Source organism: Streptomyces sp. NPDC017056 (assembly GCF_044332485.1).
Classification (GTDB): domain Bacteria; phylum Actinomycetota; class Actinomycetes; order Streptomycetales; family Streptomycetaceae; genus Streptomyces.
On sequence record NZ_JBIRPD010000013.1, the window covers coordinates 1 to 26,225 of the forward strand.

General features: G+C 67.4%; 26 protein-coding genes. 5 read left to right on the forward strand and 21 right to left on the reverse strand.

Features of this window, described 5'->3' with window-relative positions; all coding sequences use genetic code 11:
• Positions 1 to 98: 98 nt before the first annotated feature.
• Complete coding sequence (locus ACH4OW_RS23765; protein ID WP_398029935.1) at positions 99 to 1,118, reverse strand: LLM class flavin-dependent oxidoreductase; 1,020 nt, start codon at positions 1,116 to 1,118, stop codon at positions 99 to 101.
• A 159-nt stretch (positions 1,119 to 1,277) separates the two neighbouring features.
• Entirely contained in the window at positions 1,278 to 2,729 is a 1,452-nt protein-coding gene (locus ACH4OW_RS23770) for an alkaline phosphatase PhoX (protein ID WP_398029936.1), read from the reverse strand.
• Positions 2,730 to 3,198: 469 nt separating this feature from the next.
• On the opposite strand from ACH4OW_RS23770, the gene ACH4OW_RS23775 reads away from it, so the two are divergent.
• The gene (locus ACH4OW_RS23775; RefSeq protein WP_398029937.1) at positions 3,199 to 4,359 is read left to right on the forward strand and encodes a hypothetical protein; all 1,161 of its coding nucleotides are present in this window, start codon (positions 3,199 to 3,201) and stop codon (positions 4,357 to 4,359) included.
• Positions 4,360 to 4,382: 23 nt separating this feature from the next.
• The gene (locus ACH4OW_RS23780; protein ID WP_360126494.1) at positions 4,383 to 4,823 is read left to right on the forward strand and encodes a hypothetical protein; all 441 of its coding nucleotides are present in this window, start codon (positions 4,383 to 4,385) and stop codon (positions 4,821 to 4,823) included.
• Between the two features lie 127 nt (positions 4,824 to 4,950).
• On the opposite strand, the gene ACH4OW_RS23785 is transcribed toward ACH4OW_RS23780, so the two are convergent.
• Complete coding sequence (locus ACH4OW_RS23785; RefSeq protein ID WP_398029938.1) at positions 4,951 to 6,441, reverse strand: hypothetical protein; 1,491 nt, start codon at positions 6,439 to 6,441, stop codon at positions 4,951 to 4,953.
• Positions 6,442 to 6,682: 241 nt separating this feature from the next.
• On the opposite strand from ACH4OW_RS23785, the gene ACH4OW_RS23790 reads away from it, so the two are divergent.
• Positions 6,683 to 8,485, forward strand: coding sequence for an endonuclease/exonuclease/phosphatase (locus ACH4OW_RS23790; RefSeq protein ID WP_398029939.1), 1,803 nt, complete (start codon positions 6,683 to 6,685; stop codon positions 8,483 to 8,485).
• On the opposite strand, the gene ACH4OW_RS23795 is transcribed toward ACH4OW_RS23790, so the two are convergent.
• Positions 8,401 to 8,826, reverse strand: a complete 426-nt coding sequence (locus ACH4OW_RS23795; RefSeq protein WP_398029940.1) for a DUF732 domain-containing protein — start codon at positions 8,824 to 8,826, stop codon at positions 8,401 to 8,403. The genes ACH4OW_RS23790 and ACH4OW_RS23795 overlap by 85 nt on opposite strands.
• 891 nt (positions 8,827 to 9,717) lie before the next feature.
• Between ACH4OW_RS23795 and ACH4OW_RS23800 the strand changes: the two genes are divergently transcribed.
• Positions 9,718 to 10,005, forward strand: a complete 288-nt coding sequence (locus ACH4OW_RS23800; RefSeq protein ID WP_398029941.1) for a GntR family transcriptional regulator — start codon at positions 9,718 to 9,720, stop codon at positions 10,003 to 10,005.
• A gap of 174 nt (positions 10,006 to 10,179) precedes the next feature.
• Here ACH4OW_RS23800 and ACH4OW_RS23805 read toward each other — a convergent pair whose 3' ends face one another.
• The 3 genes from ACH4OW_RS23805 to ACH4OW_RS23815 all read right to left on the reverse strand — a co-directional run bounded on the left by ACH4OW_RS23805 (position 10,180) and on the right by ACH4OW_RS23815 (position 11,636).
• On the reverse strand, positions 10,180 to 10,641 hold the full coding sequence (locus tag ACH4OW_RS23805) for a hypothetical protein (RefSeq protein ID WP_398029942.1): 462 nt from the start codon (positions 10,639 to 10,641) through the stop codon (positions 10,180 to 10,182).
• 79 nt (positions 10,642 to 10,720) lie between these two features.
• Entirely contained in the window at positions 10,721 to 10,858 is a 138-nt protein-coding gene (locus ACH4OW_RS23810; protein WP_398029943.1) for a hypothetical protein, read from the reverse strand.
• Positions 10,859 to 11,231: 373 nt separating this feature from the next.
• The gene (locus tag ACH4OW_RS23815) at positions 11,232 to 11,636 is read right to left on the reverse strand and encodes a hypothetical protein (RefSeq protein ID WP_398029944.1); all 405 of its coding nucleotides are present in this window, start codon (positions 11,634 to 11,636) and stop codon (positions 11,232 to 11,234) included.
• Positions 11,637 to 12,168: 532 nt separating this feature from the next.
• On the opposite strand from ACH4OW_RS23815, the gene ACH4OW_RS23820 reads away from it, so the two are divergent.
• A complete protein-coding gene (locus tag ACH4OW_RS23820) occupies positions 12,169 to 13,359 on the forward strand; it encodes a helix-turn-helix domain-containing protein (RefSeq protein ID WP_398029945.1) in 1,191 nt (396 codons plus the stop codon).
• 934 nt (positions 13,360 to 14,293) lie between these two features.
• Here the strand turns inward: ACH4OW_RS23820 and ACH4OW_RS23825 are convergent.
• From ACH4OW_RS23825 to ACH4OW_RS23890, 14 genes are all read right to left on the reverse strand, one after another.
• Positions 14,294 to 15,106, reverse strand: a complete 813-nt coding sequence (locus ACH4OW_RS23825; protein ID WP_398029946.1) for a hypothetical protein — start codon at positions 15,104 to 15,106, stop codon at positions 14,294 to 14,296.
• 471 nt (positions 15,107 to 15,577) lie between these two features.
• The gene (locus ACH4OW_RS23830; RefSeq protein WP_398029947.1) at positions 15,578 to 17,425 is read right to left on the reverse strand and encodes a DNA polymerase; all 1,848 of its coding nucleotides are present in this window, start codon (positions 17,423 to 17,425) and stop codon (positions 15,578 to 15,580) included.
• A 69-nt stretch (positions 17,426 to 17,494) separates the two neighbouring features.
• The gene (locus tag ACH4OW_RS23835) at positions 17,495 to 19,930 is read right to left on the reverse strand and encodes a phage/plasmid primase, P4 family (RefSeq protein ID WP_398029948.1); all 2,436 of its coding nucleotides are present in this window, start codon (positions 19,928 to 19,930) and stop codon (positions 17,495 to 17,497) included.
• Positions 19,917 to 20,435, reverse strand: coding sequence for a hypothetical protein (locus ACH4OW_RS23840; RefSeq protein ID WP_398029949.1), 519 nt, complete (start codon positions 20,433 to 20,435; stop codon positions 19,917 to 19,919). The genes ACH4OW_RS23835 and ACH4OW_RS23840 overlap by 14 nt, the downstream gene beginning before the upstream one ends.
• Positions 20,428 to 20,616 carry a hypothetical protein gene (locus ACH4OW_RS23845; RefSeq protein ID WP_398029950.1) on the reverse strand — a complete coding sequence of 63 codons (189 nt, stop codon included), beginning with the start codon at positions 20,614 to 20,616 and terminating at the stop codon, positions 20,428 to 20,430. The genes ACH4OW_RS23840 and ACH4OW_RS23845 overlap by 8 nt, the downstream gene beginning before the upstream one ends.
• A 216-nt stretch (positions 20,617 to 20,832) precedes the next feature.
• Positions 20,833 to 21,117 carry a hypothetical protein gene (locus ACH4OW_RS23850; RefSeq protein WP_030633396.1) on the reverse strand — a complete coding sequence of 95 codons (285 nt, stop codon included), beginning with the start codon at positions 21,115 to 21,117 and terminating at the stop codon, positions 20,833 to 20,835.
• Positions 21,110 to 21,592 (reverse strand): DNA (cytosine-5-)-methyltransferase, encoded by a 483-nt coding sequence (locus ACH4OW_RS23855; RefSeq protein WP_398029951.1) that lies wholly within the window; start codon positions 21,590 to 21,592, stop codon positions 21,110 to 21,112. Before ACH4OW_RS23855 ends, ACH4OW_RS23850 begins: the two co-directional genes overlap by 8 nt.
• Positions 21,593 to 21,653: 61 nt before the next feature.
• A complete protein-coding gene (locus ACH4OW_RS23860) occupies positions 21,654 to 22,229 on the reverse strand; it encodes a DNA cytosine methyltransferase (protein WP_398030077.1) in 576 nt (191 codons plus the stop codon).
• Positions 22,222 to 22,917 (reverse strand): hypothetical protein, encoded by a 696-nt coding sequence (locus ACH4OW_RS23865; protein WP_398029952.1) that lies wholly within the window; start codon positions 22,915 to 22,917, stop codon positions 22,222 to 22,224. The genes ACH4OW_RS23860 and ACH4OW_RS23865 overlap by 8 nt, the downstream gene beginning before the upstream one ends.
• Positions 22,918 to 22,997: 80 nt before the next feature.
• On the reverse strand, positions 22,998 to 23,834 hold the full coding sequence (locus ACH4OW_RS23870) for a hypothetical protein (protein ID WP_398029953.1): 837 nt from the start codon (positions 23,832 to 23,834) through the stop codon (positions 22,998 to 23,000).
• A gap of 136 nt (positions 23,835 to 23,970) precedes the next feature.
• Positions 23,971 to 24,312: a hypothetical protein gene (locus ACH4OW_RS23875; RefSeq protein ID WP_398029954.1), complete on the reverse strand. Its 342-nt coding sequence runs from the start codon at positions 24,310 to 24,312 to the stop codon at positions 23,971 to 23,973.
• Between the two features lie 236 nt (positions 24,313 to 24,548).
• Positions 24,549 to 24,782, reverse strand: a complete 234-nt coding sequence (locus ACH4OW_RS23880) for a hypothetical protein (RefSeq protein ID WP_398029955.1) — start codon at positions 24,780 to 24,782, stop codon at positions 24,549 to 24,551.
• A gap of 155 nt (positions 24,783 to 24,937) precedes the next feature.
• Entirely contained in the window at positions 24,938 to 25,894 is a 957-nt protein-coding gene (locus ACH4OW_RS23885) for a peptidoglycan-binding protein (protein WP_398029956.1), read from the reverse strand.
• 76 nt (positions 25,895 to 25,970) lie between these two features.
• Positions 25,971 to 26,225, reverse strand: a complete 255-nt coding sequence (locus ACH4OW_RS23890; protein ID WP_398029957.1) for a hypothetical protein — start codon at positions 26,223 to 26,225, stop codon at positions 25,971 to 25,973.

Sequence of the window (26,225 nt, forward strand, 5' to 3'; positions counted from 1 at the left end):
GGTCAGCACCAACTCGGCCTTCGGCCGCCCCGTCCTCGCCATCCGTCCAGAATGCCGAACCGACAGCAACATCCGCAGCGAAATCCCGACTCAGGACACTAGCCCTCCAGCCCCGCTACCCGTGCCAGTCGCTCGTACGACTCCAGCAGCGCCGTCCGGTCGTACGTGCTGGTCGTCACCAGGAATTCGTCGGCGGCGGTGGAGGTGAGCAGGGCGTCGAGTTCGGCGGCGACCTCTGTCTCCGTGCCGTAGATGTGGCCGCTGAGGGCGGACTCGTAGTAGGCGCGGGTCTTCGGGGGGAGGGAGGGCTCGCGGGCGGTGATCGTTTCGGCCGGCTCCAGGGGCGGGAAGACGCCGTGGGTGCGGGAGTAGGCCATCGACCAGGCTTCGGGGAGCAGGAGGTCGCGGGCCTGGGCGCGGGTTTCGGCCACGGCGACGGTGCCGGAGACGATGACGTACGGGCGGGGCCAGAGGGGGGAGGGTGTGAAGGCGGCGCGGTAGCGGTCGATGGCTTCCCGCATGGCTTCGCGGCCGCGCAGGTCGGCGATGACCAGGGCCAGGCCCGCGCGGGCGGCGATGTCCGCGCCCGCGCCGGTGGCCAGGACGAAGGCGGGGACGCGCAGGCCCTCTGCCGGGCGGGCGTGCACCTGGGGGTGGGGGCGTGGGCCGTCGGTGAAGTAGGCGGTGAGTTCGGCCAGTTGGGCGGCGAAGGAGTCGGCTGCTTCCTTGTCGGTGCCGAGGGCGCGGCGGATGCCGTCGGTGAAGCCGACGGACCGGCCGAGGCCCATGTCGATGCGGCCGGGGAAGAGGGATTCGAGGACGCCGAACTGTTCGGCGACGACCAGCGGGCGGTGGTTGGGCAGCATGACGCCGCCGGTGCCGACCCGGATGCGGGTGGTCGCGGCGGCCACCGCGGCGGCGAGCACGGTCGGTGCCGAGCCGGCGACGCCCGGCACGCTGTGGTGTTCGGACACCCAGAAGCGGTGGTAGCCGAGTGCTTCGGCGTGCCGGGCGAGGTCCACCGTGTCGCGGAGCGCCTCGGCCTCCGGGTGGCCCTGGCGGGTCCGGGAACGGTCGAGGAGGGAGAAGGGGGTGGTGTTGGTCGTCCGCGTGCTCACACCTGGTGCAACGGTGCGGGGAGGGGCGCGATTCCCCGCGGGGCGCGGGCGCGCACGCAGGCACGGGCGCGCACGCAAGCGCGGGCGCGCACGCAGGCGCGGGTGCATACGGCAGGCGCGGGCGCGTACGCAGGCGCCTGCGCCCCGGCTACCGCACGGTCACCGCTGGCGCCGCCACGGCCCCGTGATCGCGAGCATGATCCCGGGTTCCTGGATGTTGGCGAACAGCGTGCGGCCGTCGAGCGAGAAGACCGGGCCGGTGAACTCGCTGTACGCGGGTTCGCCGGGCGTGCCGATGTTGAGGTCGTTGCGGGCGATGGGGTACGTACGGCCGTCGTCCGTGGCGCCGAAGAGGTGCTGGACGCCCTCGCCGTCCTCGGCGATGATCAGGCCGCCGTACGGCGAGACGGTGATGTTGTCGGGGCCGTCGAAGGCGCCGTCCTTGCCGGGGTCGGTGTTGACGCCGAGCAGCACCTTGAGGGTGAGGGTGCGGCGGCGGGGGTCGTAGAACCAGACCTGGCCGTCGTGTTGGACCGGGCTCTCCTCGCGGGCGAAGGAGGCGACGATGTACGCGCCGCCGTCGGCCCACCACATGCCTTCCAGCTTGCGTGCCCGGGTGACCGCGCCGTCGTGGAACTGCTTGCGGACCGGGGTGGTACGGGCGTCGCGGTCCGGGACCTCGGTCCAGTCGACGCCGTAGACCGTGCCGGTCTTGGTGGCGCGGGACAGGTCGTCGACGAACCGGCCGCCGGAGTCGTAGCAGCGGGGCGCGGCGAGGACGCCCGCGTCGTCGGCGAGGGTGCGCAGCCGTCCGCGGCCGTGCTTGAAGCCGTGCGGCGGAGTCCAGCGGTAGAAGAGGCCGTTGGGGCGGTCGGCGTCCTCGGTGAGGTAGAGGTGGCCGCGCTTGGGGTCGACGACGACGGCTTCGTGCGCGTAGCGGCCCAGCGCCTTGATCGGACGCGGGTTGCGGGCGCCGCGGGCGTCGTGGGGGTCGACCTCGAAGACGTAGCCGTGGTCCTTGGTCATGCCGTTCTGGCCGGCCCTGTCCTCGGTCTCCTCGCAGGTCAGCCAGGTTCCCCAAGGGGTGCGCCCGCCGGCGCAGTTGGTGGAGGTGCCTGCGATGCCGACCCGTTCGGAGACGTGCGAGCCGTCGTGGGAGACCTCGACGACGGTGCAGCCGCCGGCTGCCGCCGGGTCGTAGACCAGGCCCTCGGCGAGCGGTACGGGGTGCGGCCACTTCGCGCGGGGGCCTTTCAGCTCGTGGTTGTTGACGAGCAGGGTGCTGCCGCGCGGGCCTTCGAAGGTGGCGGTGCCGTCGTGGTTGGAGGGGGTGGATTCGCCGCTCTCCAGCTTGGTGACGCCGGTCCGGGTGATGATCTTGTACGTGAATCCGGCGGGCAGGGCCAGGATGCCCGCCGGGTCCGGGACCAGCGGCCCGTACCCCGGCCCGCACTTGCGCGCGGCGGCGGCCGGGGCCGGCTCCTGCGCGTCGGGGACCCCCTGCCCGATGGCGCCGGGCGCGGTGGCGAGTACGCCCACGCTGCCGGTGAGCGCGACGCCCGCGCCGGCGGCGGCGGAGCGCACGGCGAAGTCTCTGCGGGTGAGCGGCATGTCGTCTCCAAGATGGCCGGTTCGTGCCCCAGTTCCTTGCGGGCACACCCTGGCGCGTCCCGCGGAACTGCGGTTGAACCCTCCACAACGCCGCGATGTCCGGGAAGCGATACCCTCCACCCCGGAAAACCATGGCAAACAAGGTCATCAGCGGCATCTGCGCAGTAAGCGCAAGATTTATCGCGTACCTCCTTGACCGCCGACCGGCCCGGCAATAGACAGTCCCTTACCTGCATCACCCGTTGGGAGAGCGGAGTGGCCCGCGGCCGCACGGGACTGCCCGGGGACCGTTCCGTGCCGGGTTCCCGCCCTCCCCTGAGAGCCCCGCCGTCGCGACGGCCAGGGCTCGTCAAGCGAACGCGGTCCCGCCCCGCAGCCGTCACCGCCGATGCGCCCGAGCTGTGCGCGCACCGCGCGGCGCACGGCTGAGAGCCGCGCGGGACGCCTACCGGGGAAGAGGTGGTCTGGTGTGAACCAGCCCGAGATGATGCGCGGACCCACCGGCGGTCAGGTCAGTGACACCTCCCGCCAACAGGCACTTTCCGACTTCATGCACCCGCAGAACCCGACCGCGAACGTGGTCGGCTTCGGACACGGCGTGAAGTGGACCAACGGCGAGCCCACCGGCGAGGAAGCCGTCCTGGTCTTCGTCACGCAGAAGGTCCCGGAGTCGATGCTGCCCGAACGGGACCTGATCCCCCGGGAGATGGACGACGGCACCCCGACCGACGTCCTGGCCGTCGGCCACATCTCCGCCCAGGCCCAGCAGCGCATGCCGCGCGGCCAGGGCCGGTCGCCGATGGGCGAGGAGCAGGCCCTCGCGAGCGACGGCGGCCGGCTCGGCTCGCTGTCCCAGCCGATGCTCGAAGAGCTGAGCCAGCTCGGCAGCGCCCTGGAGCCGCAGCTCCTCAAGCGCCGGATGCGGCCCTGCCCGGCCGGCTTCTCGGTCGGCAACGTGCAGGTCACCGCGGGCACGCTGGGCAGCGTGGTGTACGACTTCCTGCCGGGCGCCGCGACCAACCCGCCCGCGCCGGGACTCGGCGTACCGGGCAAGTTCTACATCCTCAGCAACAACCACGTGCTCGCGGACTCCAACCGCGCGCCGCTGGGCAGCTCCGTGCTGCAGCCGGGCAAGTTCGACGGCGGGACGGACCCCGCGGACCGGATCGGCACGCTGGACCGCTTCATCTCGATCCAGTTCGCCCCGCAGATCCCGCTGACCCAGCACAACAACGTGGTGGACGCGGCGCTCGCGAAGATCGAGTTCGAGGACGCGACGCGGCAGCAGTACTTCAGCGGCGCGCCGCGCGCGTGGCGCCGCAAGTCGTCGGTCGCGGTGGGCGACCTGGTGAAGAAGACCGGCCGGACCACCAACATCAGCTTCGGGCGGATCGTCTCCACCGACGCCACGGTCGACGTCAACTACGGCACGGCCGGCACGGCGCGCTTCAAGGACCAGATCATGACCACGAACATCTCGGCGGGCGGCGACTCCGGTTCGCTGGTCACCTCGCTCGACAACGTCGCGGTCGGACTGCTCTTCGCGGGCTCGTCGACGGTCACCATCGTCAACCACATCGAGACCGTCCGCACGCTGCTGCGCGTCGAGATCGCCGAGCAGCTGGCCTGACCCACCGAGCCCGAGGGAGAGCCATGACAAGCGCAGCGCAGAAGAGGAAGGGGCCGGGCCGCGAGCACCAGTTCGTCAACGCCCAGGGCTCCGAGGTCAAGACCCGCGACGAGGCGTTCGCCGTACAGCGTGACGTCTCGGCGGAGGCCCTCCAGGTCACCCAGAAGATGGCGCTCCACAACCAGGCGCTCACCTTCGACATGGAGGTCACCTACAACCCGAACACCAACGTCATCACGGGCGGCCGGATCACCACCGGCATTTGCGGTGCCCCGTGGGACATCACCGGCGGCTCGATCGGTTCGTCGCTGCGCATCGACGCCAAGCGGCCGGGCAGCGGCGGCAACTGTGCCGCGACCGTCACCATCATCGGCCAGTTCCAGGTTCCGCTGTCCTACCGCGGCACCTACGGCTTCAACGGCCAGTCCACGTCGTTCAACTGCGTGACCCAGCTGGTGTGCTGACGGCGCGTTGCCGCAGGACCAGGCCGGTGGGCGGCGGGAGCGCCACGGTGTTCCCGCCGCCCGCCGGCCGCGGCTCCCGGGGGCGCGGCGGTACGGCCGTACCCCCGGGAGTCTCGTACGTGCGTGCTCAACCCGACCGGCGGGAGCGCGCCTTGAAGGCGGCCTTGCGGGCTTCCTTGGCGGCCTTCTTGTCCGGGTGCAGCCGGCCCATGGCCTCCAGGACGTCGGCGGTCGCCGGGTGGTCCACCCGCCAGGCCGCGTCGAAGAACCCGTTGTGCTGCCCGACCAGCCCCTCGACGAGGCCGCGCAGTTCGGCGGCGCTCTCCTCGCCCGCCTCGGCCGCGTCGAGCTGGGCCGCGATGGTGTCCACGGTGAGCCAGAAGATCATGTCCTGGGACGGCTCGGGGATGTCCGCGGCGCCGCGCTCGGCGAGCCACACCCGGGCCAGCCCGCCCAGCTGCCGGTCGTCGAGCACCTCGCGCAGCGCGGGCTCGGCCTCGGGGCCGGCCAGCGACAGCGTCTGCTGGCAGGCGAGCCGGCGCAGCGGCGCGTTCTCGTCGTCGCCGCGGGCGGCCGCGAGCAGGTCGCGGGCGGCGTCGGCGGGCGCGCGGGCCGCGAGCCACTGCTCGGACTCGGCCTGCGCGAGGGTTTCCGGGTAGCCGGGCAGCGCGTCCAGCAGCACGTCGGCGCCCTTGTCGGTGAGGTCGCCGACGGCCGGTGCCTCGATGCCGGCGTCCAGCATCCGGGCGCGTACGGCGTAGACGCCCAGCGGGGTGAGGCGGACCATGCCGTAGCGGGAGACGTCCTCGTCCTCCAGGGGCTCGGCGGGCCGCGTGGTCACGCCGTCCTCGTCCAGCTCCTCGATGAGCGCCTCGTCCACCGGCCGGAAGTCGACCAGGCCGATCGGCTCCAGGACCCGGAACTGGTCGTCGAGCCGCATCATCGCCTCGGACACCTCTTCGAGGATGTCGTCGGTCGGCTCGTCCATGTCGTCCGGCACGATCATGGAGGCGGCGAGCGCGGGCAGCGGTACGGCCTGCTCGGGGTCCTCGTTCAGGGCGGTCAGCAGGTAGAGGTTGCCGAGGATGCCGTCCAGCAGCTCGGCCTCCTCCTCCGGGTTCCAGTCGATCGCGTCCAGGTCCAGTTCGCCGCCCTCGGCGATCTGGTCGGCGATGTCGGAGAGGTCGGGCGCCACGGCGTCGGCGAGCACGGTCTCCATGCCGCCGAGCCAGATGTCGAGGATGTCCTGCGGGCTGCCCGAGGTCAGCAGCGACAGCTCCTCGCCGGGGGTGGCGGTGCCGACGGCGGCGTCGCCGGGCCGGTCGTCGTCCTCCTCGGCGGTCTCCTCGATCTCCACCAGGCCGGTGTCGACCGCCAGCTGCCACGCCTCGGCGGCATACCCGGCGCCGTCCTCGTCGTCCTGGAGGCCGAGGTGGGCGACGGCTGCGGCCAGCTGCTCCTGGAGGATCTCGCCGCCCACGCCGACGGGCACCCCGGGTTCGGCCCAGCGGGCCAGCTTCGCGGCCCGGGCGAGCAGCGGTGCGCTCAGCGCGTCCCGCGCCAGCTCCGCGTCGGAGTGCAGCCGCACCGGCGGCAGGGTGGGGCGGTCTGCGGACATCTCGGGTTCAGCTCCTCGTGCGGACTACGGCTCGTGCGAAGCCCCAGCGTAGACGGAATTCCGCGCATCTCGGGCGGTTCACCTTGGTTTCCGTACCCGTACACCCGGCGAACCTTGACAACTGCCGGGAGCACACAAGAGATTGACGCGCGTAGAGACGGCCGGACCGTTTCCGCTCCGCCGCATCTCCGCCTTCTTCCACGCCGTACCCCACCCCTCACCCGCCTTCCGGAGGCCCGCCGTGTCCGCGCACATACCGCCGCACGAACCGTCCCGTCCGCCCTACCGCCGCACGCTGCGCAGATCGGCCGCGCTGACCGCGGTGACCGCCGCCGCGCTGACCGGCGGGCTGCTCGCCGTCCCCCAGTACGCGTCGGCCGCGGGCACCCGCATCCACGACATCCAGGGCACGACCCGCGTCTCGCCGTTCGCGGGCAAGCAGGTCGCCGACGTCCCCGGCACGGTCACGGCGGTACGGGCCTTCGGCTCGGCCCGCGGCTTCTGGGTCCAGGACCCGCAGCCGGACCGCGACGCGGCCACCAGCGAGGCGGTCTTCGTCTTCACCGGCAAGGAGACGCCCAAGGTCGCCGTCGGCGATTCCGTACGGGTCTCCGGCACGGTCAGCGAGTACTACCCGGGCGGCGAGCAGGCGGGCGGGCAGTCCGTCACCGAGATCACCGCCGCCGCCTGGACCGTGGCCTCCTCCGGCAACCCGCTGCCGACCGCCTTCAAGCTCAACGCCGCTTCCGTGCCGGACCGTTACGCCCCGTCGGCGGGTGGCAAGAGCATCGAGGGCCTGCCGCTGCGCCCGAACTCGTACGCGCTGGACCGCTACGAGTCGCTGGAAGGCATGCGGGTCTCGCTCACGGACGCGTCCGTCGTCGGCCCGACCAACTCGCACAACGAACTGTGGGCGACCGCCGAGCCCCGCCACAACCGCACCGTGCGCGGCGGCGTGCTCTACGGCTCGTACCAGGACCCCAACTCCGGCCGCATCAAGATCACGTCGCTCGTCCCCTTCGCCCAGCGCCCCTTCCCCGTCGCGGACACCGGCGACGAGCTGACCGGCACCACGGCGGGCCCGCTGGACTACGACAACTTCGGCGGGTACGGCATCGCGGCCACCGAGCTGGGCACGCTCACCGACCGCGGCCCGGCCCGCGAGACCACGCGCAAGCAGGCCGCCGACGAGCTGGCCGTGGCCACGTACAACGTCGAGAACCTCTCCCCGAAGACGCCGCCGGCCAAGTTCGCGCGGCTGGCCGAGGCGCTGGTGAAGAACCTCGCGTCGCCGGACATCGTGGCACTGGAGGAAGTGCAGGACGACAACGGCCCCACCAACGACGGCACCGTCTCGGCGAACGCGACGCTCAAGCAGCTCACCGAGGCCGTCAAGGCGGCCGGCGGCCCGTCCTACGAGTGGCGCCAGATCGACCCGGTCAACAACCAGGACGGCGGCCAGCCCGGCGGCAACATCCGCACCGCGTTCCTCTTCAACCCGGCGCGCGTCTCGTTCACGGACGTCGCAGGGGGCGACGCCACCACCCCGGTCAAGGTGACCGGCTCCCACGGCAAGCCGCGCCTGACCGCCTCCCCCGGCCGCATCGACCCCGGCAACGCCGCCTGGGCCAACAGCCGCAAGCCGCTGGCCGGCCAGTTCTGCTTCCGGGGCCGCCCGGTCTTCGTCGTCGCCAACCACTTCAACTCCAAGGGCGGCGACCAGGGCCTCGACAGCCGCTTCCAGCCCCCGGCCCGTACGTCGGAGACCCAGCGCGTCCAGCAGGCGCAAGCCGTCAACGCCTTCGTGAAAGACGTCCTCGCCGTGGACCCGAAGGCCGACGTGGTGGTGGTCGGCGACCCCAACACCTCTAACTACCAGTTCTACGATACCGCCCCACCAGGACCCGGAACAGCAGCGAGCCCCGTCCGAGGGTCCGGACGGGGCTTACTTGTTGCTGGTCAGCCGCAGAACGACGACTTCACCGCGGTCACGATGTCGGCGGCCTGGTCGTCCGTGAGGTTCGGGACACTGCCGCCCTCATAGCGGCTCTTGGTGTTGCGCTGCACGGTTGCGGCATCCTTGCCGCCCTTGATGTCTGCGCACACGTCGCGGGCTCGACTCACGGCCCGCTCTTCCTTGGCCACCAGACCGGGGTCGATGGTCCGAAGCGCCCGTGTCAGCGCCGCTTGCTGCCCCGCATCGGGCGAGGGGATGCCGCTTTCTGTAGCGGACTCTGCCGCTTCCGCGGCGGGCTTCGCTGGTGCTGTCGCGGATGGCTTCGGGGCTGCCGTAGCTGTGTCCTCCTGGTCGTCCTGAAAGAGGCTGAGCACCCCACCGAACGCGAGGATGCCCGCCCCCACTAAGACCCAAGTTTTCCGCTTCACTGCGGCCCCTCCCTGACGGCATAAAAAGATCACCAATGCCTACCACGGGACGTACGCCGTGATGACCACACTTGACACACGAAAAGCCCCGTCCGGCACGTGGCCGAACGGGGCTGTTGGATACCTACGGGCTTACTCGGGAAGCGGTCCCCAGACGGGGGGCGCCAACTCGTCCAGCGTCGGACCCGGGACGATGTATGGGGCGCAGGTCGGGCACGCGTACAGGATGTGATCGGGACCGCTGGTGCGGGGGATATGCCGGACCGGAATCCGGATGCACGTGTGGTGACCGCACTTGCAGCACTTGGCCGCGTGGGCTGCCGGAACGCGCGGGAAGTAGCGCGCTATGTTGCTGCTCATGCCGACACCGCCCCGGCGAGCGGCGCGCCCGGGTAGCTGTACGGGTAGTCATAGCCCGCAGCGGCGAACGCTGCTGCCCGACGACGCTCTAACTGCCACTCGGTTTCGGTCTGCGGTGCTCGAAAGCCTGCGTAGTAGGGGCGGACGAGTTGCACATCCTCACCCCGCAGTGGGGCGCACCGCTCGGCTACATGGGGCGGTGTCGGCGTGGTCCAGGGCTTGCCCCATGGGCTGGGCGCGCTGGGGGCGGGCTGGTCGGCGAGGTATGCCGCGCTGTGGCGTCCGGGATTGGGCCGGCGGGCGGACGGGATGAATAAGGCGAGCACCCATGTGAGGGCACGGGCGATAGAGTCGCGCATAAGTCGGTCAGCTCCTCGAAAGCTGTCTCGGCGAGCCCCGGCGGACCGCGTAGGACCGGTCCCCGGGGTGTTTTCGTTGCGCAAATGACGGTAGACCGGCACGTCTAACCTGTCTACCTGTCTAACTCGTCTGAGTCGCTGGAGATCAGTCGTCCTGTCTACGCTCTCCCTCATGCCTGAGACGCCGACTGACCCGCACCGCCCGCGCGCCCCGTACATGCGGGTACTGGAGGCGCTTACCGCTGCGATCACGGCAGGAACATACGGCCCCGGCGAGGCCATCCCGTCAGAGGCAGAGCTTTGCCGCGAGTACGGGGTAGCCCGCGAGACCGCCCGACGCGCAGTGCGGATGCTGCGGGAACGTGGGCTTGTCGAAACCGAATGGGGCAAGGGCAGCCGAGTTCGCACGGACGTGCAGCTTTCCGTGCGCGACCAGGACGAGCCCGCCGGCGAGCAGTAGGACGCCGAATAGCCCACCGCAGTCACTTAGGGTTGTCGGGCGGGTCTCGCTGCTCGCCCCGCTGCGGATCACATACGTGGTTATGGGGAGACGGAACGGGCGGTGAGGCCCGCGCCGAAGGCCCCGCCCGGCGCCACGGGGGGAAGCGCACGAACGGGGCCGCATGTGGGGCGGTCAACGCCGCCTTGCCTGTAGGGCTGCAAGGGCGTGTTTTGTGATCGCTTTGCCTTCATCGCCCAAAGACAAGATCCCCACATGCACGCCGTACCACCCGTAAACCGTCTCTCCGTACTGGTGAGGCTTGAAGCGATCAACGGTCCTCTGTAGATCAAGGTCCCACCTCTGGCCAGAGACCCGGATTGCGTCTGGGGGTGTGAGGAGTCGGAGGGCGGAAGCGCAGTTCAGAAGCCACCGCCCGTACTCCTCCGCTTCGGAGGTTGGCAGAATGTTTCGGGGCAGGTTCCGACCCGCCATGTCCCACAGGGAAGGTGTATCGCCCTTCTCATCTGGTAGCACTCCCACCACGCCGCGCAGCTCGTACGAGGAGTAGGCGAGTAGGCAGAATTCCGCTGGGTCGAACCTGTGTCGGAACGGCGAAATGATCAGTGGTGCAGTACCGCTGAGGGTCTTGGGCATGGGCAGCAGAGTATCCATCCGTGCGGCTGCCCCCAGCCGCAACACGGGGCCGACTGGGGGCAGTTCGCTCACTCACTGATCAGCAGACGTGACCGGGGGAGCCGCTGCCCCCCTGGCCGTCGCCTTCCTCGATGTCGGTGTTGTCTTCGCCGTGGCCGCCGGTGTCATCTTCACCGCCGCCGTTCCCGTTGGCTTGCAGTGCTTCCTTGAGTTCCACAGGCTTTCGCCTCCTCAAGATCCGGAATGGGGTCAGTCCCCATTGCCGTCGTGCACTTGCCGACCCGCCCGGCCGCCTGCCTTCTGCCGGAAGTTAAGCGACCGGACGGGCGCCTGTGGGATGGGGCACCGGTTGCCACCCGCTGGTCAACCGGCGCCCCGCCCCGGCCCGCCTACACGGACAGGAGTCCAGACGGGCGTTTGCGGCCCGCCCCCTGCCGACCACGGGTCAGGGGAACCGTGGCTGGACCGGAACGACAGGGGACGGGGGTCTGTTGCTTATCTGTCGCGGGTGATCGCGTAGAGGATGCACGCGGCCACACCGCTGATGACCAGTGCCGAGCAGGTGAGGGTCTGTAACACGTCGCGGCCTCTCACACCATCTCTTCAATGGGCCGGACTACTTGGAAGTCAGAATCCTCGTGCCGGACGAACTTCGTGTGCCCGGTCTTCACCGAGTGCCCGCGCGCCCAGTCCTGCGGGGGCACAATGCTCATCCACTTGCCGGACTTAGCGCCGCACGGCTTGCCATCCACCGGTGTCACGCATTCGGCGGTGACTGTTTTGGTGCCAGTGATCTGTACCGCCAAGCGTTCGGATTCGCGCAAAGGTACGGGCGTTGCCATGGGCTGGCCTTCGGGTCGGGGGATTTGGGGACGGTTGAGGGTGGCGTCACTGCCGCCACTGGTGCGCATACGGAGCACGCCATCGTGCCCGTGTGAGTGCATGAGTCGGGTGAGGATTTCCCGGCTGGGGCTGGGGTTGGGGGGCTTGGTCACTTGTGGTCACCGTTCTTGGGGGTGCGTCTGAACACGACCAGGCCGCGCATTCCGTCAACGGGGAGGCGAGGAGGCGCGAACTGAGTCGTGTCGTCGGCGGTCTTGTCTCGTTCGGCGGCACGGATGTACGGCCGGACAAGGGGGCCGTCCAGCTCCACGGGGTCCGGCAGCCGAGTCACGTTCCGCTCTGGTGCGGGTGGTCGCGGATGATCTGGTTGAACGAGTCGAGTGTTACTCCGCGCCCGTCCAGCCGGGCCAGCGCCCGCCCCCGTCCCGCCGCGCGGCACGTTCGGCACTCGGGGTACACAACAGGTTCCAGCTCCGGACGAGTCGGTGTGCGAGGCAACTGCGAATCATCTTTCGAGTGCCGCTTCTCTGCCGGGTGCGTCATCTAGCCGTTCCTCCCTTGCAGGCGTCTACTCTTTGAGTCAACCCCTCAGAACCAAGATCAGTTGACACAAAAGTGACTCAGGCGCCGTACGCCAGAGGCCAGTTGGGAGCGCCCGTGCGCCCCCGTGGGAAGGTTGGCTGTATGAGCACCACGACACCCAGCGCGGGCGCGAACATCGAAATCCTTCGGAAGGCTCGGGGCTGGTCACGCGACTACCTAGCCCGGCAGGCTCACATCTCTTCGTCGTTGCTGCGGCAGGTGGAGCACGGCACCCGAACCGCTACTCCCACCACTGTCGCAGCCGTCGCAAAGGCGCTCCGCGTCTCGACTGCACGTGTGTACGGCGACCCCTTCACCGATCCCTCAGAGCACACCGACTTGTTGGATGATCTTCGGGGGGCAGTGCGTCGGCACACGCTTCCACGCGAAGACATTCCGCCGCTTGACGGGTTGGCCGCCAACCTCAAGGAAGCGGCCCAGCTCCGGGCAGATACGAAGTACCTAGAGCTGTTGAGGGTGCTACCCCAGCTCCTGGGGCAGGCGACAGCAGTCGCCATTCAGGCAAGGGGCGACGCGACAGCGTGGGGGCAACTCGCCGATCTGTATGGGTGCGCGTACGCCGTCGCCCATCGGCTGGCCCAGCCGGACCTGGCGGACATGATCGTGAGTCGCCAGCAGTGGGCAGCCAACCAGACGTGGAACCCGAACGCGGAAGTCGCGGCCGCATGGAACGAAGCAGGGACGTACCAGTCCGCCGGGTACTACGGGGATGGGTTGACGATAATTGACCGGGCCATTGTCAAGTACGAATCAGCGCTCATTGACGACTCAGTGGAGTCGGCCGTCTCCCTTGGCTCCCTTCACCTGCGGGGGGTTGTTTTGGCGTCCCGCGCGAAGGACCGGAACGCGTGGGCTGCACACAACGAGAAGGCCAAAGAGCTTGCCGCACGCCTGCCGAAAGACTTGCTGCGGCACAACCTGACCTTTGGCCCCGGAAACCAAGCCCTGTACGAACTTGCCGCCCATGTTGAACTGGGGCGCCCCGACACTGCATCGGAGATTGCCCAACCGTTGATAGAAGCCCCACCACAAGGGTTGCGGCCGTCGAGGATCGGCCGTCTGTGCATTGACGCTGCCCGCGCACGGCTTGACCTGAACGAGTACGCGGGCGCAGAACAGGCGCTATCCCGTGCGTTCGCGGTAGCACCTCAGATGGCGGAAGTGCACCCAATGAGCCGCGAGGTGTTGCGGGTGCTCTTCAAAGTTCACCAACGGTCCCGACCCGGCCTCCTAGAGATGGCGAAACGGTCAGGGCTCATGCCTGAACTGTGAGTCCTCCGCCACCTTCGAGCGCCCAGCCGCACGGCCCCGCCGCTCCACCCACGGAGCGGCGGGGCTTTTTCATGTCTTACGCGGCCCGCTGATACCCGCATGAGGCGGGGCCGGCAGGCGCCCGCTTGTCCGTAAGGTTCCGCAGCGCCCCCCGACGCTGCCTCGGAATCGCGGGCGGGACGTGTTGCCCGTAGTCGCACGCACTCCAGGGCACATCATGCTGACGCCACAGCCCAAAGTGTGGGTCCCGTACCCATTCGACCGAGCCGGCGAGGGTGTGCGTCTCAGGCTCTCGGGCGACCAGCCGGAAACCGGGCACGTCGAGCCGTAGCCGCTCCATCAACTTCGCCACCACTCCCCCTTGCGACTGCACCACGAGCACCAGATCACGGCACGACCCGATCTGGTCCTCACCAAACACTCCCGGAACCTCCGGGCACTCCCCCCACGTCACGCGCTCGCCCCCCACAGGCACGGGCACGAGCACAGACGTGTGAACGCTGAACTCATTGCTGTGCGTAACCATGAGGACAGATTAGAACGCCTGTTCCCGCAAGGGAAGCACCTACGGAGCGTGTTGTTCCGGTCGCTGCAACTTAGGCAAGATCATCCACTGTGCCCAAGTTGGGGTCGCATGTCCAGGCTTTTTACCGCTCAACGCATCCTCGCGCAGCTCACCGCAGACCCGTTTTTCGCCAGGTGAAAAAGCCCCTGCCGAAGCAGGGGCCTTGTCACGGACAGTCACTGCGGAAGGGGTGGGGTCACTGTATGGCGCGAGGGCGCGTCTCCCCTCGTCCGACCCGCCAAGGGATCGCCTCGCCGGCGCGGCGGACGACGGTGGCAACGGTCCGTCCGGCCCGGTCCCGGACATGGATGTCCACCAGGGCGCCGCCCGGGGTGATCTCGACTGTCCCACCGTCGCGGGTCGGCAGCCTCACCATGCGCGTGCACCAGCTCGGTACAGCTCAGAGAAACGTTTCATTCCCTTGGTGCGCGCCTGTTGCACTTGATAGGGGGTCACGTCCAGCTCGTTGGCCAGCTCGGCGTCGTCCTCGCCGGCTCGGTAGTACGGAACGGGCGTGATGCCATGCGTAGCCTTGAGTACGTGACGCTGCCGATCGCTCAACAGCCCTAGCGTGCGGTGTACTTGCCCGCAGATCACGCGGCGGCGGTGGCTCGCAATATCCGTCGCTTCAATCAGGTCCGCGGGCATACCAGTCTCTTGCGCCACAACGTCCCCGAGCGTGATATGCGCACCAGTTATGTCGATATTGAACGGCCGGTCTAGCGAGTCGAGTCCGAGCCAAGACCAACGGGCAGCACGTGCGAGTTCGGGGGACAATCTCTCGTCACCCATTTCTTCCGACGCGGCGACTCGTTCGGCTTCGTACGGGTCGCCCGACGCAAGGCAGATTGCCTTTTCGAACCGCTTGGCGGTGTACGCGCTTATACCGGGGCGAGTTGCCTCGCGCCGCGCATCGGACATAGCTCGGGTAATGCTGCGATCAACGTGTGCGATGAACTGCGCGGGATCCTCGCCGGCGAACTCGCCGATTGCTTCCCAAACCGCTATTCGTCCCACCTGGGAAAGGTCTTCTACTAGGTCCGTGTCGGTGTGGCCGCCAGTGCATGCGAACTTGCGGGCTCTACCGGCTACGAGTTCTTCCGTTTCCCTGATTACCGATGACACCGCGTCAAGGTCGTTGTTTTTGGCATCGGAAATCTGGGCACGCGTGAGCTGAGTCAAGGGACACCGTTCCGGGTGGGAGTTGTTGCCCCCGGTAGGGACCGAGGGATTCCCGGAACGGCACAGAGAAGCCCTTATGGGCTTCTGTAGCACTCAACCGATGCGCATGGATAAGGGCACAAAAAAGGCCCCGCCCCGGGTTAGCAGGACGGGGCTTGCGCATTGCCTGATCTCTGCGTGATCCCAGAATTGGGCTCGGGCACGCAAGCGGCAATGTGGATGAACTGGACTATCTACTTGAAAGTATTGCTAACCCTCTGGAATGGCCTATAAGGCGAGACCTTCCGTCACGCTTGGCCATGTTGTTACCTGCGATCGCTACGCAGGGTTTGGAACTGGGCGGATGGTGGCCCGTTTCGTGGCCGTGCCGTGATGATTGAGGATGCAACCATTAGAAAACCAACGCATCCAGAGTTGGTTTATCCGGTGACTCTCCGATGCTGAAATGACAGCAGCACTAACGAGCTGTGACTAGTAGTCCGCGCCGTACAGCGAGCCCCACGAGCGTCCGCCGATCTCTGCTTCGGCCACGATGGGCACACCGTATAGGTCCATGGTCATGCATCGCTCAAATTCGCGGGCTATCTCGGCAGCATCCTCGCGGGGCACTGACGCCAACAGCTCGTCATGAATAGGCAGGCGGCAAAACTCCAACAGGCCGGCGCTCTCGGCATTCAGCATGGCTTGCCCGAGGAGATCCCGTGCCGCGGACTGGCACGCGTAGTTGACGACGCTGTATGTCCGATCCCGATCGAGCGGCAGTCGGCGACCGGTCGCGGAGATAAACACCATGCCGTTCTGGAAAGCCTGCCGCTGCCACCGCGACGACGCGCGTTTGATCTCCGGGAAAGCTCGGTCATAAGCGGCAACCGCGTGCGCGATCTCGGTCTCTGTCGCTCCGGTCTGTTTAGATATGGTGGTGATTCCGCCGCCGTAGACTTTCCCGAAACCCGCACCCTTGAAAACCTTGCGGTCCCTCACGGTAGCCTTGTCGCCCTTGATGAGCCACGCGGTATAGGCGTGGATATCGAACTCGTCTCCGCCGCTGGTGAAACCTTCCTTCATCCGTCTGACGTTCGCGAGGGCGGCCAACACTCGCATTTCCACGGCTTGGAAATCCGTGGACACCATGACGTGTCCCGGCTCGGCGAGGATTGCGCGGCGGATGACGTGATCGGAACTCGGCAACTGGTGCAACCCCGCCGTGACCGACATGCGGCCCGTCCGCGCGGCGAGCGGCGAAATCGTGGGGTGGATACGCCCCGCCACAGACGCGTTCGACAGGAAGGCTTGCGCGTAGGTCGTGCCCCACTTCGCGGCGCGCTTCGACCGGAGCACCGCATCCGCGAGGGGGTTCGGCTCTCGGGCTCCGATGCGTCGCCAGTCCCGGTCAAGGTCGGCGAGCGGGAGTAGGACTGTCTTGTCTGTCGAGAGCGCTCCACTTTTTGTCCGCTCGGTCAGCCGCTCGCCCATGCCCAACAGCGCTTCGGCCACCTGAATGGGGCTGCCAACCGACGTGACCCCGTATCGCGCTGCCACGGTGGCGAACTGGTCGGCTTCCTCGGCGAGCCGGCGGGCGAGCGGGGCCGCGTATTCCTGGTCCACCAAGAGCCCCCGGCGCTGCATGACCGCGCACATGCGGGCTATCTCATGCTCGTACGTCACCAGCTCGGCGCGCACGGACAGCCGTTCCAGCTCTCGCCGAAGCACGGGGTAGAGGCGGGCGGTCAGGATGACGTCAAGTCCCGCATAGAGCAGATACGTTGGGTGTGTAAGCGGGATGTTTGCCCACCCGGTTTCCTTGGTGAAACCCAAGCTGTTGAACACCTTGGTAAGCCCGTTTTGCGTGTCCGGGGCCGCGGGGTCAATCCAGCGGGCAGACAACGGCTTGAGCGCGGATCCGGCTCCGCCCTCGGACGGCTGCCGCGGGTCGATAAGGGCCGCTAGCACGCGGGTGTCTGTGGTCCACGGCGCGAGGACTTCCAGGGGCGTTTCCGCGTGCTCGTCCAAGACGAGCCAATCGAAAATGGCGTTGTGGATCAGCACTTGGCGGCAGCGGCGGAGCGCTTCACGGGCATACTGCGCGTGCCACCCGCCTCTCTCGTACAGGATCACCCACGCGTCATGCGTGTCGCCGAATTGCACAGTCCGGAGCCGATCCGAGTAGATATCGAGCCCGGTCGTTTCGGTGTCCAGCGCAATCGGTCCCCGCTCCCGCGCCCGGTACAGCCATTTCCAGAATTCCCCGAGATCGTCTGTGGTCTCGGGCACGTGCACCGTGACCGTCTCGCCGGCTATCTCATGCCGGTAAACCCTCATGAGCCCCCCTGAAAGCAAAAAGAGGGCCGCCCACCTGGTCTAGGTGAACGGCCCCGCGTGTGCTGCGTTCTACTTGCCGAAAATCCCCGGGCCGACCGCATCGGGGCTCTCGTCAGCGAGCCGGAGCCCGCCCAGCGCGATTCCCTTGTTCGTCCGCTTCTTTACGGCCCCTCGTTCTTCCATCGCTTCGTAAAAGGCGCGGCGGGTCCACTGTTCTTTAGCGGGCAGGTTCTCGGCCTCGCACCACTCGCGGTAATGGTTGAACGCATCGTTGCCGGTCATGACAATGGACTCGTCGGCCCACTCCAGGACGCCCGGGATGAAGCCGGCTAGCGGGTCGCTCGTCTCGCGGTACTCCCTGCTGGCACCCGTGATGAGCTGCGGGTCTTGTAGCCCGCTCCGGTACCACTCAACCGCTCCGCGCACCGCCCATGCGGCGATACCCTCGGACTCAGCGAGTAGCTTCCGGTCCAGATCAGGGTCGCGTTCGTCGGGAGCAAACCACCTCTTGAAAGGCAGTAGCTTGACCCGCCGCCAAAGCCCCTCATCCTGCGACCTGAATTTCGGCCGGTGGTTCGTGGCGAGCAGGATCAAAAACGTCGGCTTGAACTCGAAGAATTCCTGTCTCAGGAACCGCGCCGTGATCATGTCTTTGCCGGTCACCCGCTTGAGGATGGATTCCGACATGGCTTTGCCCGCTTCGCCCTCGGATGCCATGACGAGACGCGCGCCACGAAGCGCAGCAACATCATTCGGAATAGCGCCGCTCTTCCGCTCTTCGAACGTACTGAAAGCTGTGGTTCGGGCTATTGCGCGAAACACGGTTGTCAAGGTGTCAATGAGTACGGATTTGCCATTCGCACCATTTCCCCAAAGCACTCCGAAACTTTGCTCTGTGGTGTGCCCCGTGATCCCGTAGCCTACTAGGCGCTGAACGTACGCAGGCATCTCCGGGGCATTGGGGAAGATCTCATGTAGGAATGATTCCCACCGAGGGCATTGTGCATCGGGGTTGTAGTCGAGATCGAGCCCGTACGTCAATAGGTCTGTCTGGTCGTGCGGGCGGAGTCGGCCCGTGCGAAGATCTACCGTGCCATTCTTGAAGTTCAGCAGATCGGGCCGGTCGTCAAAGTCGGTCGCCGAGATACTGACGTTGGGAACGGAACACAATTCGGTCAGTAGCGCGTCAATACGACTCGTCATCGTGAACCCGCGCGCCAACTGGTTCTGCCCGGCGAGGACGAGAGCGGCCCCCATCCGGTGGATTTCCTGCCGGACCCGCATGTCACTGCGCACCCATATGCGTCCGTTCCACGTGTAGAAACCGAGCCCCGCGGCGTAACGGATCCGGCCGCCGCTCCACGCGACCAGAGCATGGGCATTCATCGCGTCGGACTCGCCGTACTGTGACACCAGCTTGGCCAGGATTTCGGCCGCTTCGGCGCCCTGGTCGCGAGACACGATGTCGGCCCCGGTACGGGTCGCCAACTCCGCTGTACGGGCAGCGTCTTGAACTTGAGCACTGCCCGGAGCGGGACGGGCTGACTTCACGGCGCGGTGCAGCTCGGCAGGAAACCTGTCTGGGTCGCGCTCGCGCCAGTCGGTCAGGTCGTCGCCCTGGTGCGGAATGTCGAGAACATGCGCGGTAACCCCGTGCTTGGCGAGCCCCGCGGCGAGTCGCTGCGTGAAACCCGAGCCCGCAGTGTCGTCATCCCCCGCGAGGATGACGAGCGAGCCTCGCAACCCCTCGACAAGTTCGGCAACCAGTTCAGGCGAGCCGGCGAGAGACGCACCGCGGACCGCTACGGCGTCATAGCCGCACGCAACGGCTGTGAGTGCGTCGCCCGGCCCCTCGCAGACCAGGACCGTCCCGTAACCGCCGGCACCGCGGAACACGCCATATGCTGACCACCGGAGTCCGCGGGGGTTGGCTAGGGACACCCATCGTGCGGAGCACTGCCCGCCGATATCGCGCCCCTGTAGTCCTCGGGCCACCCCGTCGAACCCGTACAGCGGCACCGTCAGCCGGGGGTGCTCGCGGTACAGGCGCGACAGGTAGGGGAACCCTTCGCCCTGGTCGCCCTGGTCCACGCCGATACGCAGTTCGGCGGCGGTGTCCACATCGAGGCCGAAGCGGCGGGCAAGGTAGCCCCGAGCCCGCTCGGGCCACTCGCCACCGTAGTTCCCGAGGGCGAGCCCGGTGCGGTCGATGTACGCGGCGAGTGCCGCTGTCTGCGCAACGGGCACCAGCTCGGGCCGACCGGCCGCAACCGTGGCACCGGGTCCGGACGCCTCGAACAGGTCCGTCCAGGACAACCGAGCCGCGCGGATCACGTCCGCGGTCTCACAGCCCGCGCGACACGTCAGCCGTACTTTCAGGTCCTCGCCCCGCCAGATACGCAGGCTCGGCCGGCTGTCGTCATGCGCGGGGCACAGAGCCGCGTAGCCCCCGTCCGGCTGGTCCGTGACCCCGGAGAACCGCCCGAGCAGATCAGCGAACAGCACGGGCCACCCCCGCCCGTATGTCGGACAGCAGCGTGGCGAACCCTGCAACATCGGTGGTCAGGTACCAACGGCCGGTGTCCAGCCCGCGCAGCGAAGCGGCGAACCCGTAACGCTCGAACATGGCTCGTGTGGACAGCCCGAGAGCGGTACGTGTCCGGGTCCACGTACGTACGTCAAAGTGCACACGTCCCGCGGCGACGCCATACCCCCGTCGCTTGTGCACGACCACGCCGTACGGAAAACCGGCGTTGACCGCTTCCACCCGTGCTTGCCGGAGCCACGTAGGGACCGCAGCGTTCCGCACGTCTTTGCATTCCAGAATGAACGGGGCCGCGTGCACGTCGCCAACGTCCGCGGAGCCTTCCTGAGCGGGTCGCCGGACGTTCATCCCGTCGAACGGGTTGCGGAACGCGCCGCGCTCGTCCACCAGCCCGAGGAACGCATTCAGGAAGTTCCGCACGGCGCTTTCCCATGCCGTCCCACGGGTCTTGTTCGGGTTAGCCACGGTCGCGCCACCGCCGCCCCAACAGCCAAACAACAAGGAAGATCAGGGCGCCCCAGCCAACCAGCATCGACGCCACCAGGGCGATAGCGAAAGGCTCGCCGGACATTACTCCACCTGCCATCAGCGCTACCGAAAGCGGCAGTTCATCAATCATCGTCATCCCCCCGTCGAACCACGGCACCGCGGGCCATTGCCTGAGCAACGGCCACGAGATACCGCGTCCAGTCCTCGCGGCGCTGCCATCCATCGCGGAGCCACACCACGTCACCACGGCCCATTTCGCGTACGTCCCCGAGCGCGGGTGCAGCGTCCGCGCTGATCTCTCGAATCACAGTCCCCCCATACGAAAGGGCCGGACAGCACATGCAGCGCTGCCCGGCCCTTTCGGTGTTGCGTCTTACAGGTCTCGTTCTCCGGTCACGTCCGGGATGATCAGCCGGACGTGCTCGGCGGAGATCCATTCCTTCCGGAGAGAGCGCCGCTTAGCGAACCCGGATTCGGTGCCCGTCGGCGCAATACGCAGCATGGCCCGTAGCCGGCCGTCTACGAGCCTTGTGGTCACCTTGTCGATAATGGCGTCCGCCATACGCACGCGGTTGCCTTGTCGTGCCGCATACGCCACCAGATCACCCCGATACAGCTCCTCGCCGCCGTAGTCGGCAACAACCCCCCGCTTACCCATGGTTGGGCTCCTCGTTGTAGTTCAGTAGATGCAGGTATGCCGTGAACGCCTGCTGCGACACGACCCCGTTACCGGCTGCCTTTAGTTGCCGCGCACGGTTGAGCCCCGGAATATGGGTGACCCAGCCCCGCGGCAGACCCATAAGCCACTCGGCGAAGACGGATGCAAGCCGACGACCACCGCGCGGACCGAACTCCACGGGAATCGGAGCCGGCGAGCCCATGAGCGTTTCCCAACGGCGCACAGCGGGCGCAAACTCAGCCCACCATTCCGGTGGAGAGTGGAACGCGCCCGGGGTCTCTTCCGCGGTGTCCGGGTCCACGGGCAACAGAAACGAAACCTCGTCGTCAAGGTTGGGTCCGTGCCTGCCCGCACGGCGCTTGTCCGGGTGCTGCGGAGCGCCGTTACTGCCCAGGTTCGCGGTCGGGGTTTTGAACAGCTTGTGCGCGCGTTCCTTGTCGAACAGCCGAGCCACCGCGGTAACGAGATCCTGCCCGCCGCTTCCCTGTCTTGCCTCTCGCGCGAAATCCGGGCCCTTAGACGCGTCGGATGCCAGCGGAGTTGGTAGCAGGGGTGGCGACGAGGAACCACCTATCTCGGTGGTGGGCGGCTCCAACTGCGGACGCTCGAAAGCAAGCCCATCGCGTGTCATACCCGCACGAGGCCAGCCCCGCGAGTACGTGCGCGAGGCCCCTGTTTCTGATGGCGGATACGTTCTCCAGGAAAATGATCCGTGGTCGAAGAATGCGAACGGCCCCGAGGACGCTTTCCCAGATGCCCGAACGCGCCCCATGAATACCTGCCCTCTTACCCGCATTGCTGATGTCTTGGCAGGGGAATCCCGCCGTGATGATGTCCACAACTCCCGCGAGGGTGGACCAATCGAATTCGGTAATGTCTCCGATGTTGCGCGCGTGGGGGTAGCGGGTTGCCAGAATCAGCGATGCGTACGGGTCGATCTCCGCCACGATCTTGATTCTGTCGCCGGTCAGAGCCTCGACAGCCCGACCGATCCCGCCGTACCCGGCGCACAGTTCCAGAATGGGTATGTGCGTAACTCCCCGATAGCGGGGCCCCGAAGTCGCCCCGGAGCCCCGGAGCCGGCTAGGCAGTCGGCTCGGCGATAGCGTCGTTCCAGGACTTCAGGACGCGGATTACGGGCTTGCGGTAGGACACGTCCCGGCCCTTCTTCGTGGTGAATTCGACCAGCTCTAGCGACAGTTCGGCCAGCGCCTCGCTGCCCACCCGGTCTAGAGCGTTCTCAACTTCGTGCAGAACTTCGGCGAGCTTCCAAGAGCCGGTCTGGAGTCGGAAAAGGCCAAGGTCGTAATCCTCAGCAAGGCGGAACGCTACTGCGATGGAAGGCGACGGGCCGCGCTTCGACTTAGCAGCATTCTTCCGGTCTTCCATGAGTTCCGGGCACCGGCACGGCTTGCCGCGGTCCTCATCCGGAGAAAGGAACTCCACGCCATCACAGTGGTGAATAAGCGCCGAGCCGTTCCACAGCTTGAGATCGGACGTGATGGCGTCCGGACCGGAAAGTACGATCTTGACCTTGTCCTGTTCCGTCAGAATCTCAATGAAGTTTTCGGAAGTGGAATCGGTCTCCTCGGGCGTACCGCCCATGAGCTGAGCAACAGCCGCGGCAACCTCCGGGTCGCCGGTCGTCACGCGCCAACGGTCAAGGGCAACAGGAATACCGTTCTCCTGCTTACCGCCGTGGAACCGCCCAACGGTGTCGTCAGAGAACGTAGCCTTGGGCTTGGCGTTCGGGTCGGTCTCGAAAATGCGCAGTGCCATACTGTGGTCCCCCTGTTTTTGGGCATGAAAAAAGGCGGGCCGTTTTCGGCTCGCCTGATGCTGGTGTGTGCGATCGGTGGCTAGCTTGCGCGGCGCTGCGTTCCCGTGATGAGCCGGCGGACGCTCTCCGCGATCGGCCGACCAAACACCGTCTTACTGATCTCGCGGTCCCACTGGAACACGTGCCGCAGCGTCAGAAACACGTTGAAAATCTCTTCATCGATCCGAACTGGCTTGAACACCCATCCCTCGGGCGTGATGTGCAGAACCGCCGCGCCGTCCACCTTCGGCATGGGCTCTGACGTCCCGTCGGGCGAAATGATCCGGTCCGCATGGGCGTACGCGGAGAGCTGTAGGGCCACGTCCGGGTACGCGCTCTTACTGGTCTTCCAGTCCACCACCAGCGTGTGCCACTCGCCGTTTTCGTGGTCGGGCGTTCCGTCCTCGCCGAGCCGCACGCGCACGATCGCGTCAAAGCTGCCCGCGTAACCGTGCTCGTCGCTCCATGCGACATCTTCGGCGCGAACGAGCTGCGGACGCACAGCGGTAAGGAACTCCGCGAACCCGAGTCGGTACGGCTCTAGGTCCGGGTGCACACGGCCGATCTCTTCCAGCCGGATCATGCGTTCAAAAAGGTCGTGCGCATCCGAGCCAACTCGGGCCCGCAGCTTGGTGTACCGAGTATGGGCGTTGCGGAGGTAGTCAACGGCTCCGGTCTCGTCCCGCTCGGCAATCGATGCCACGGCGGGAAGGTTGGACACGGCCGTTTCCGCGGTCATCCGGGCCGCCCAGAACGTCAGGTAGGGCTTAGGCAGCATCCCGACAATGGACGTGACTCCGGGCACCTTCTCGGCGGTCTCAGGGCTGATGTAGAAGCGCGAGCCGCCGCGCTTGATAGTCCGGACGGGTCCGGGCATAGGTGTCCCCTCGGGTTGATGGGTGGGCTGTAGAGGGGTGGCGGAGTGACGGTTCAGACCGGTTTTTTAGGAACGCAAGAAAAAAACCAAGAGAGAAAGGAAGTCGGGTCACTCTCGCCACCCCGTCACGCTGGAGTCAGCGCGGGACTGCGAGCCGATCAGCGAGCGTGTGCAGCTCGGCGACCGTTCCGCCGTTGGTCAGCACCGCATCCGGCTCGACGCCGTCCAGCTCGGTTTCGCTGATGTGCTCGCGCTGGTCGGCGCTCGCCGGCCCGTGCTCGCCTGGTCGCTCCACACGGACGAGCAGGAACCCGCGCGCTCGGAGTGCGTCCGCCTCATTGCGGTATCGCAGATCGGTGATCACTACGGGCACCGACCACCGGTCGGCCACGTCCACCTTCGCGAGGGCGAGCCGGAGCCATAGGCGCTCGTCCTGGTCGCGTACGGACTGCCCGAGTCGCTGTAGCGTCCGCCGCACCTCCGAACGCCGCTTCGCTCGGTCCCAGCCCTCGCGGCGCACCACGTCAGACAGACGGACAGGGAGCGTCCCGGCCCCCGTCGGCTCGTACGTGGTGATCGGGTCCAGACCGAGCGCGACATCCCGCAGCGGGTCAGCGAACGCTACGCGAACGAAAGAGTGGGCCCCAGTGAGCCGAGCCCCCACGGTGTCCTTACCAGAGCCCGCTCGGCCCATCAGTGCGATGTGCCGGTACGTCACGCGGACAGCTCGTCGCCGTCGGCCTGGTCCTGGTGCTCGTCGGTGTCGCCGGCCGCGAGGGTCTTACCGTCCTCGGTGCGCTGCACCGCCTCGCCGGTACCGAGCACCGCAGCGACCAGGCCGAGCACGAGCGCGGACGGCAGCGACGGAACGAAGTGTGCGACCAGGGCGAGCGCAGCGACCGCAACGGCGTAGATACGGGCGGGGTGCGTACGAATGAAGGTGATCAAAAGTCCCCCTATTGGTGACTGTCTGTTGATGAACTGAGCAGCTGCACGACCGGGCGAAAACCGCGCATGACGGGCACCCGTCGGCACGCTGCGTAATGGGGCGGACTCGTCGGCCCCGAGCTGGTCCCCGCGGAGCGCGAGGCCGTGACGGCCGGCTACGGCAGCTTGAGCGTCTGCCCCGGGACGATGCGGTTGGGGTTCGCGAGGCCGTTGATCTTCGCGAGCGTCTGCCACGTCGTCCCGTAACGGCGGGCAATGGCCGTCAGCGTCTCGCCGCGGGCAACGGTGTGCGTGCGACTATCTCCGAACTCCCGTAGCAGTCGCGCTAGTTGGAGGGGCCCGGGGATGCCGTCGCAGTTTTCGGGATAGTCGCCTAGCTTCTGCTGCCAGACCCGGAAACTCTCGGTGTCGGCGCTCGTCCACTCGGGACCAGGGCCGACCTTGTACCGACTGCACCCTGCCCGGACGAGCGCACGCCCCATGGCCGTGATGTGCGGGCCGGATGCCCCCGGACCGTATGCCTTGCCGTCGATGACCACGGCACCGCCGCTACCCGGATTCGGCTTCGGGTTGGGCATGGGCTTTCCACCGGCTGCCGCCACGATGCCGGGGAAAACCACGCGGCGGAACTGGTCGGCTCGCGCGTCACCGGGGCATCCGGTACCGCCGTCCGACCACGCCGCGAACATGCGGTGCACGCCGAAACCGGGGTCAGCGTGCGAGCGGCAGATACGCAGCGGGACGCCGTGGTGCTGGTGCATCCACACGCCAATCCGGATCAATGCGGCTACCTGCGCGTCGGTCCACGGGTCCGTGTGCTCCAAGTTGCTCGCGCTCTCGACGGACACCGCGCCGGTACCGTCGCCGCGCTTGTTCGCGTGCATGTTGGAGTCGGCGCGCGTCTCGGTACCGATGTACTGCGCAATGCTGCCGTCGAACCCCACCCCGAAATGCGATTCGAGATTGGTGCTGTCCCGCCAGTACTCGTACGTACGGCGCGGTGTCCACGGCGCGGCAATGCTGTGGAAGATCACCTGCGTGGGTCGGATAGCGGGCTGGGCGTCGCTCTCCGGCTGGAGTTCCATCTTCTGTGCGCCCGGAAACCAGGCCATAAAGTCCCCCTGTGAGCATAAGAAAACCCCGCCCAGGTACGCCCGGACGGGGAGGGTATTCGGTGTGTGGCGGGCTCTAGCCAGCCACCTTCGCCACGGTGAGCCCTGCGGCAACCACCGTGGCTACGGCGGTAATCAGCGCGACGGGCAGAACGAAGCGCCCTCGCTCACCCTCCAGGCTCCGTATGCGCGTCTCGTGATCCTCTAGCGTCTCGTCCACGGATTCCCCCTGCTGCCCGAGCCGCTGAACGTCGCCCCGGAGTCCCACCACTTCGTCATAGATTTCGCGGGCCCCGATGCGCACGCCGGGCGGCTCGTCGGTCTCGTCCAT

Coding starts and splice junctions, on each gene's coding strand:
- ACH4OW_RS23770 (WP_398029936.1), bottom strand. CDS start 2,729: ATGCCGCTCACCCGCAGAGACTTCGCCGTGCGCTCCGCCGCCGCCGGC.
- ACH4OW_RS23820 (WP_398029945.1), top strand. CDS start 12,169: ATGAGCACCACGACACCCAGCGCGGGCGCGAACATCGAAATCCTTCGG.
- ACH4OW_RS23785 (WP_398029938.1), bottom strand. CDS start 6,441: ATGTCCGCAGACCGCCCCACCCTGCCGCCGGTGCGGCTGCACTCCGAC.
- ACH4OW_RS23805 (WP_398029942.1), bottom strand. CDS start 10,641: ATGCCCAAGACCCTCAGCGGTACTGCACCACTGATCATTTCGCCGTTC.
- ACH4OW_RS23870 (WP_398029953.1), bottom strand. CDS start 23,834: ATGCCCGGACCCGTCCGGACTATCAAGCGCGGCGGCTCGCGCTTCTAC.
- ACH4OW_RS23890 (WP_398029957.1), bottom strand. CDS start 26,225: ATGGACGAGACCGACGAGCCGCCCGGCGTGCGCATCGGGGCCCGCGAA.
- ACH4OW_RS23830 (WP_398029947.1), bottom strand. CDS start 17,425: ATGAGGGTTTACCGGCATGAGATAGCCGGCGAGACGGTCACGGTGCAC.
- ACH4OW_RS23885 (WP_398029956.1), bottom strand. CDS start 25,894: ATGGCCTGGTTTCCGGGCGCACAGAAGATGGAACTCCAGCCGGAGAGC.
- ACH4OW_RS23780 (WP_360126494.1), top strand. CDS start 4,383: ATGACAAGCGCAGCGCAGAAGAGGAAGGGGCCGGGCCGCGAGCACCAG.
- ACH4OW_RS23800 (WP_398029941.1), top strand. CDS start 9,718: ATGCCTGAGACGCCGACTGACCCGCACCGCCCGCGCGCCCCGTACATG.
- ACH4OW_RS23850 (WP_030633396.1), bottom strand. CDS start 21,117: ATGGGTAAGCGGGGGGTTGTTGCCGACTACGGCGGCGAGGAGCTGTAT.
- ACH4OW_RS23865 (WP_398029952.1), bottom strand. CDS start 22,917: ATGGCACTGCGCATTTTCGAGACCGACCCGAACGCCAAGCCCAAGGCT.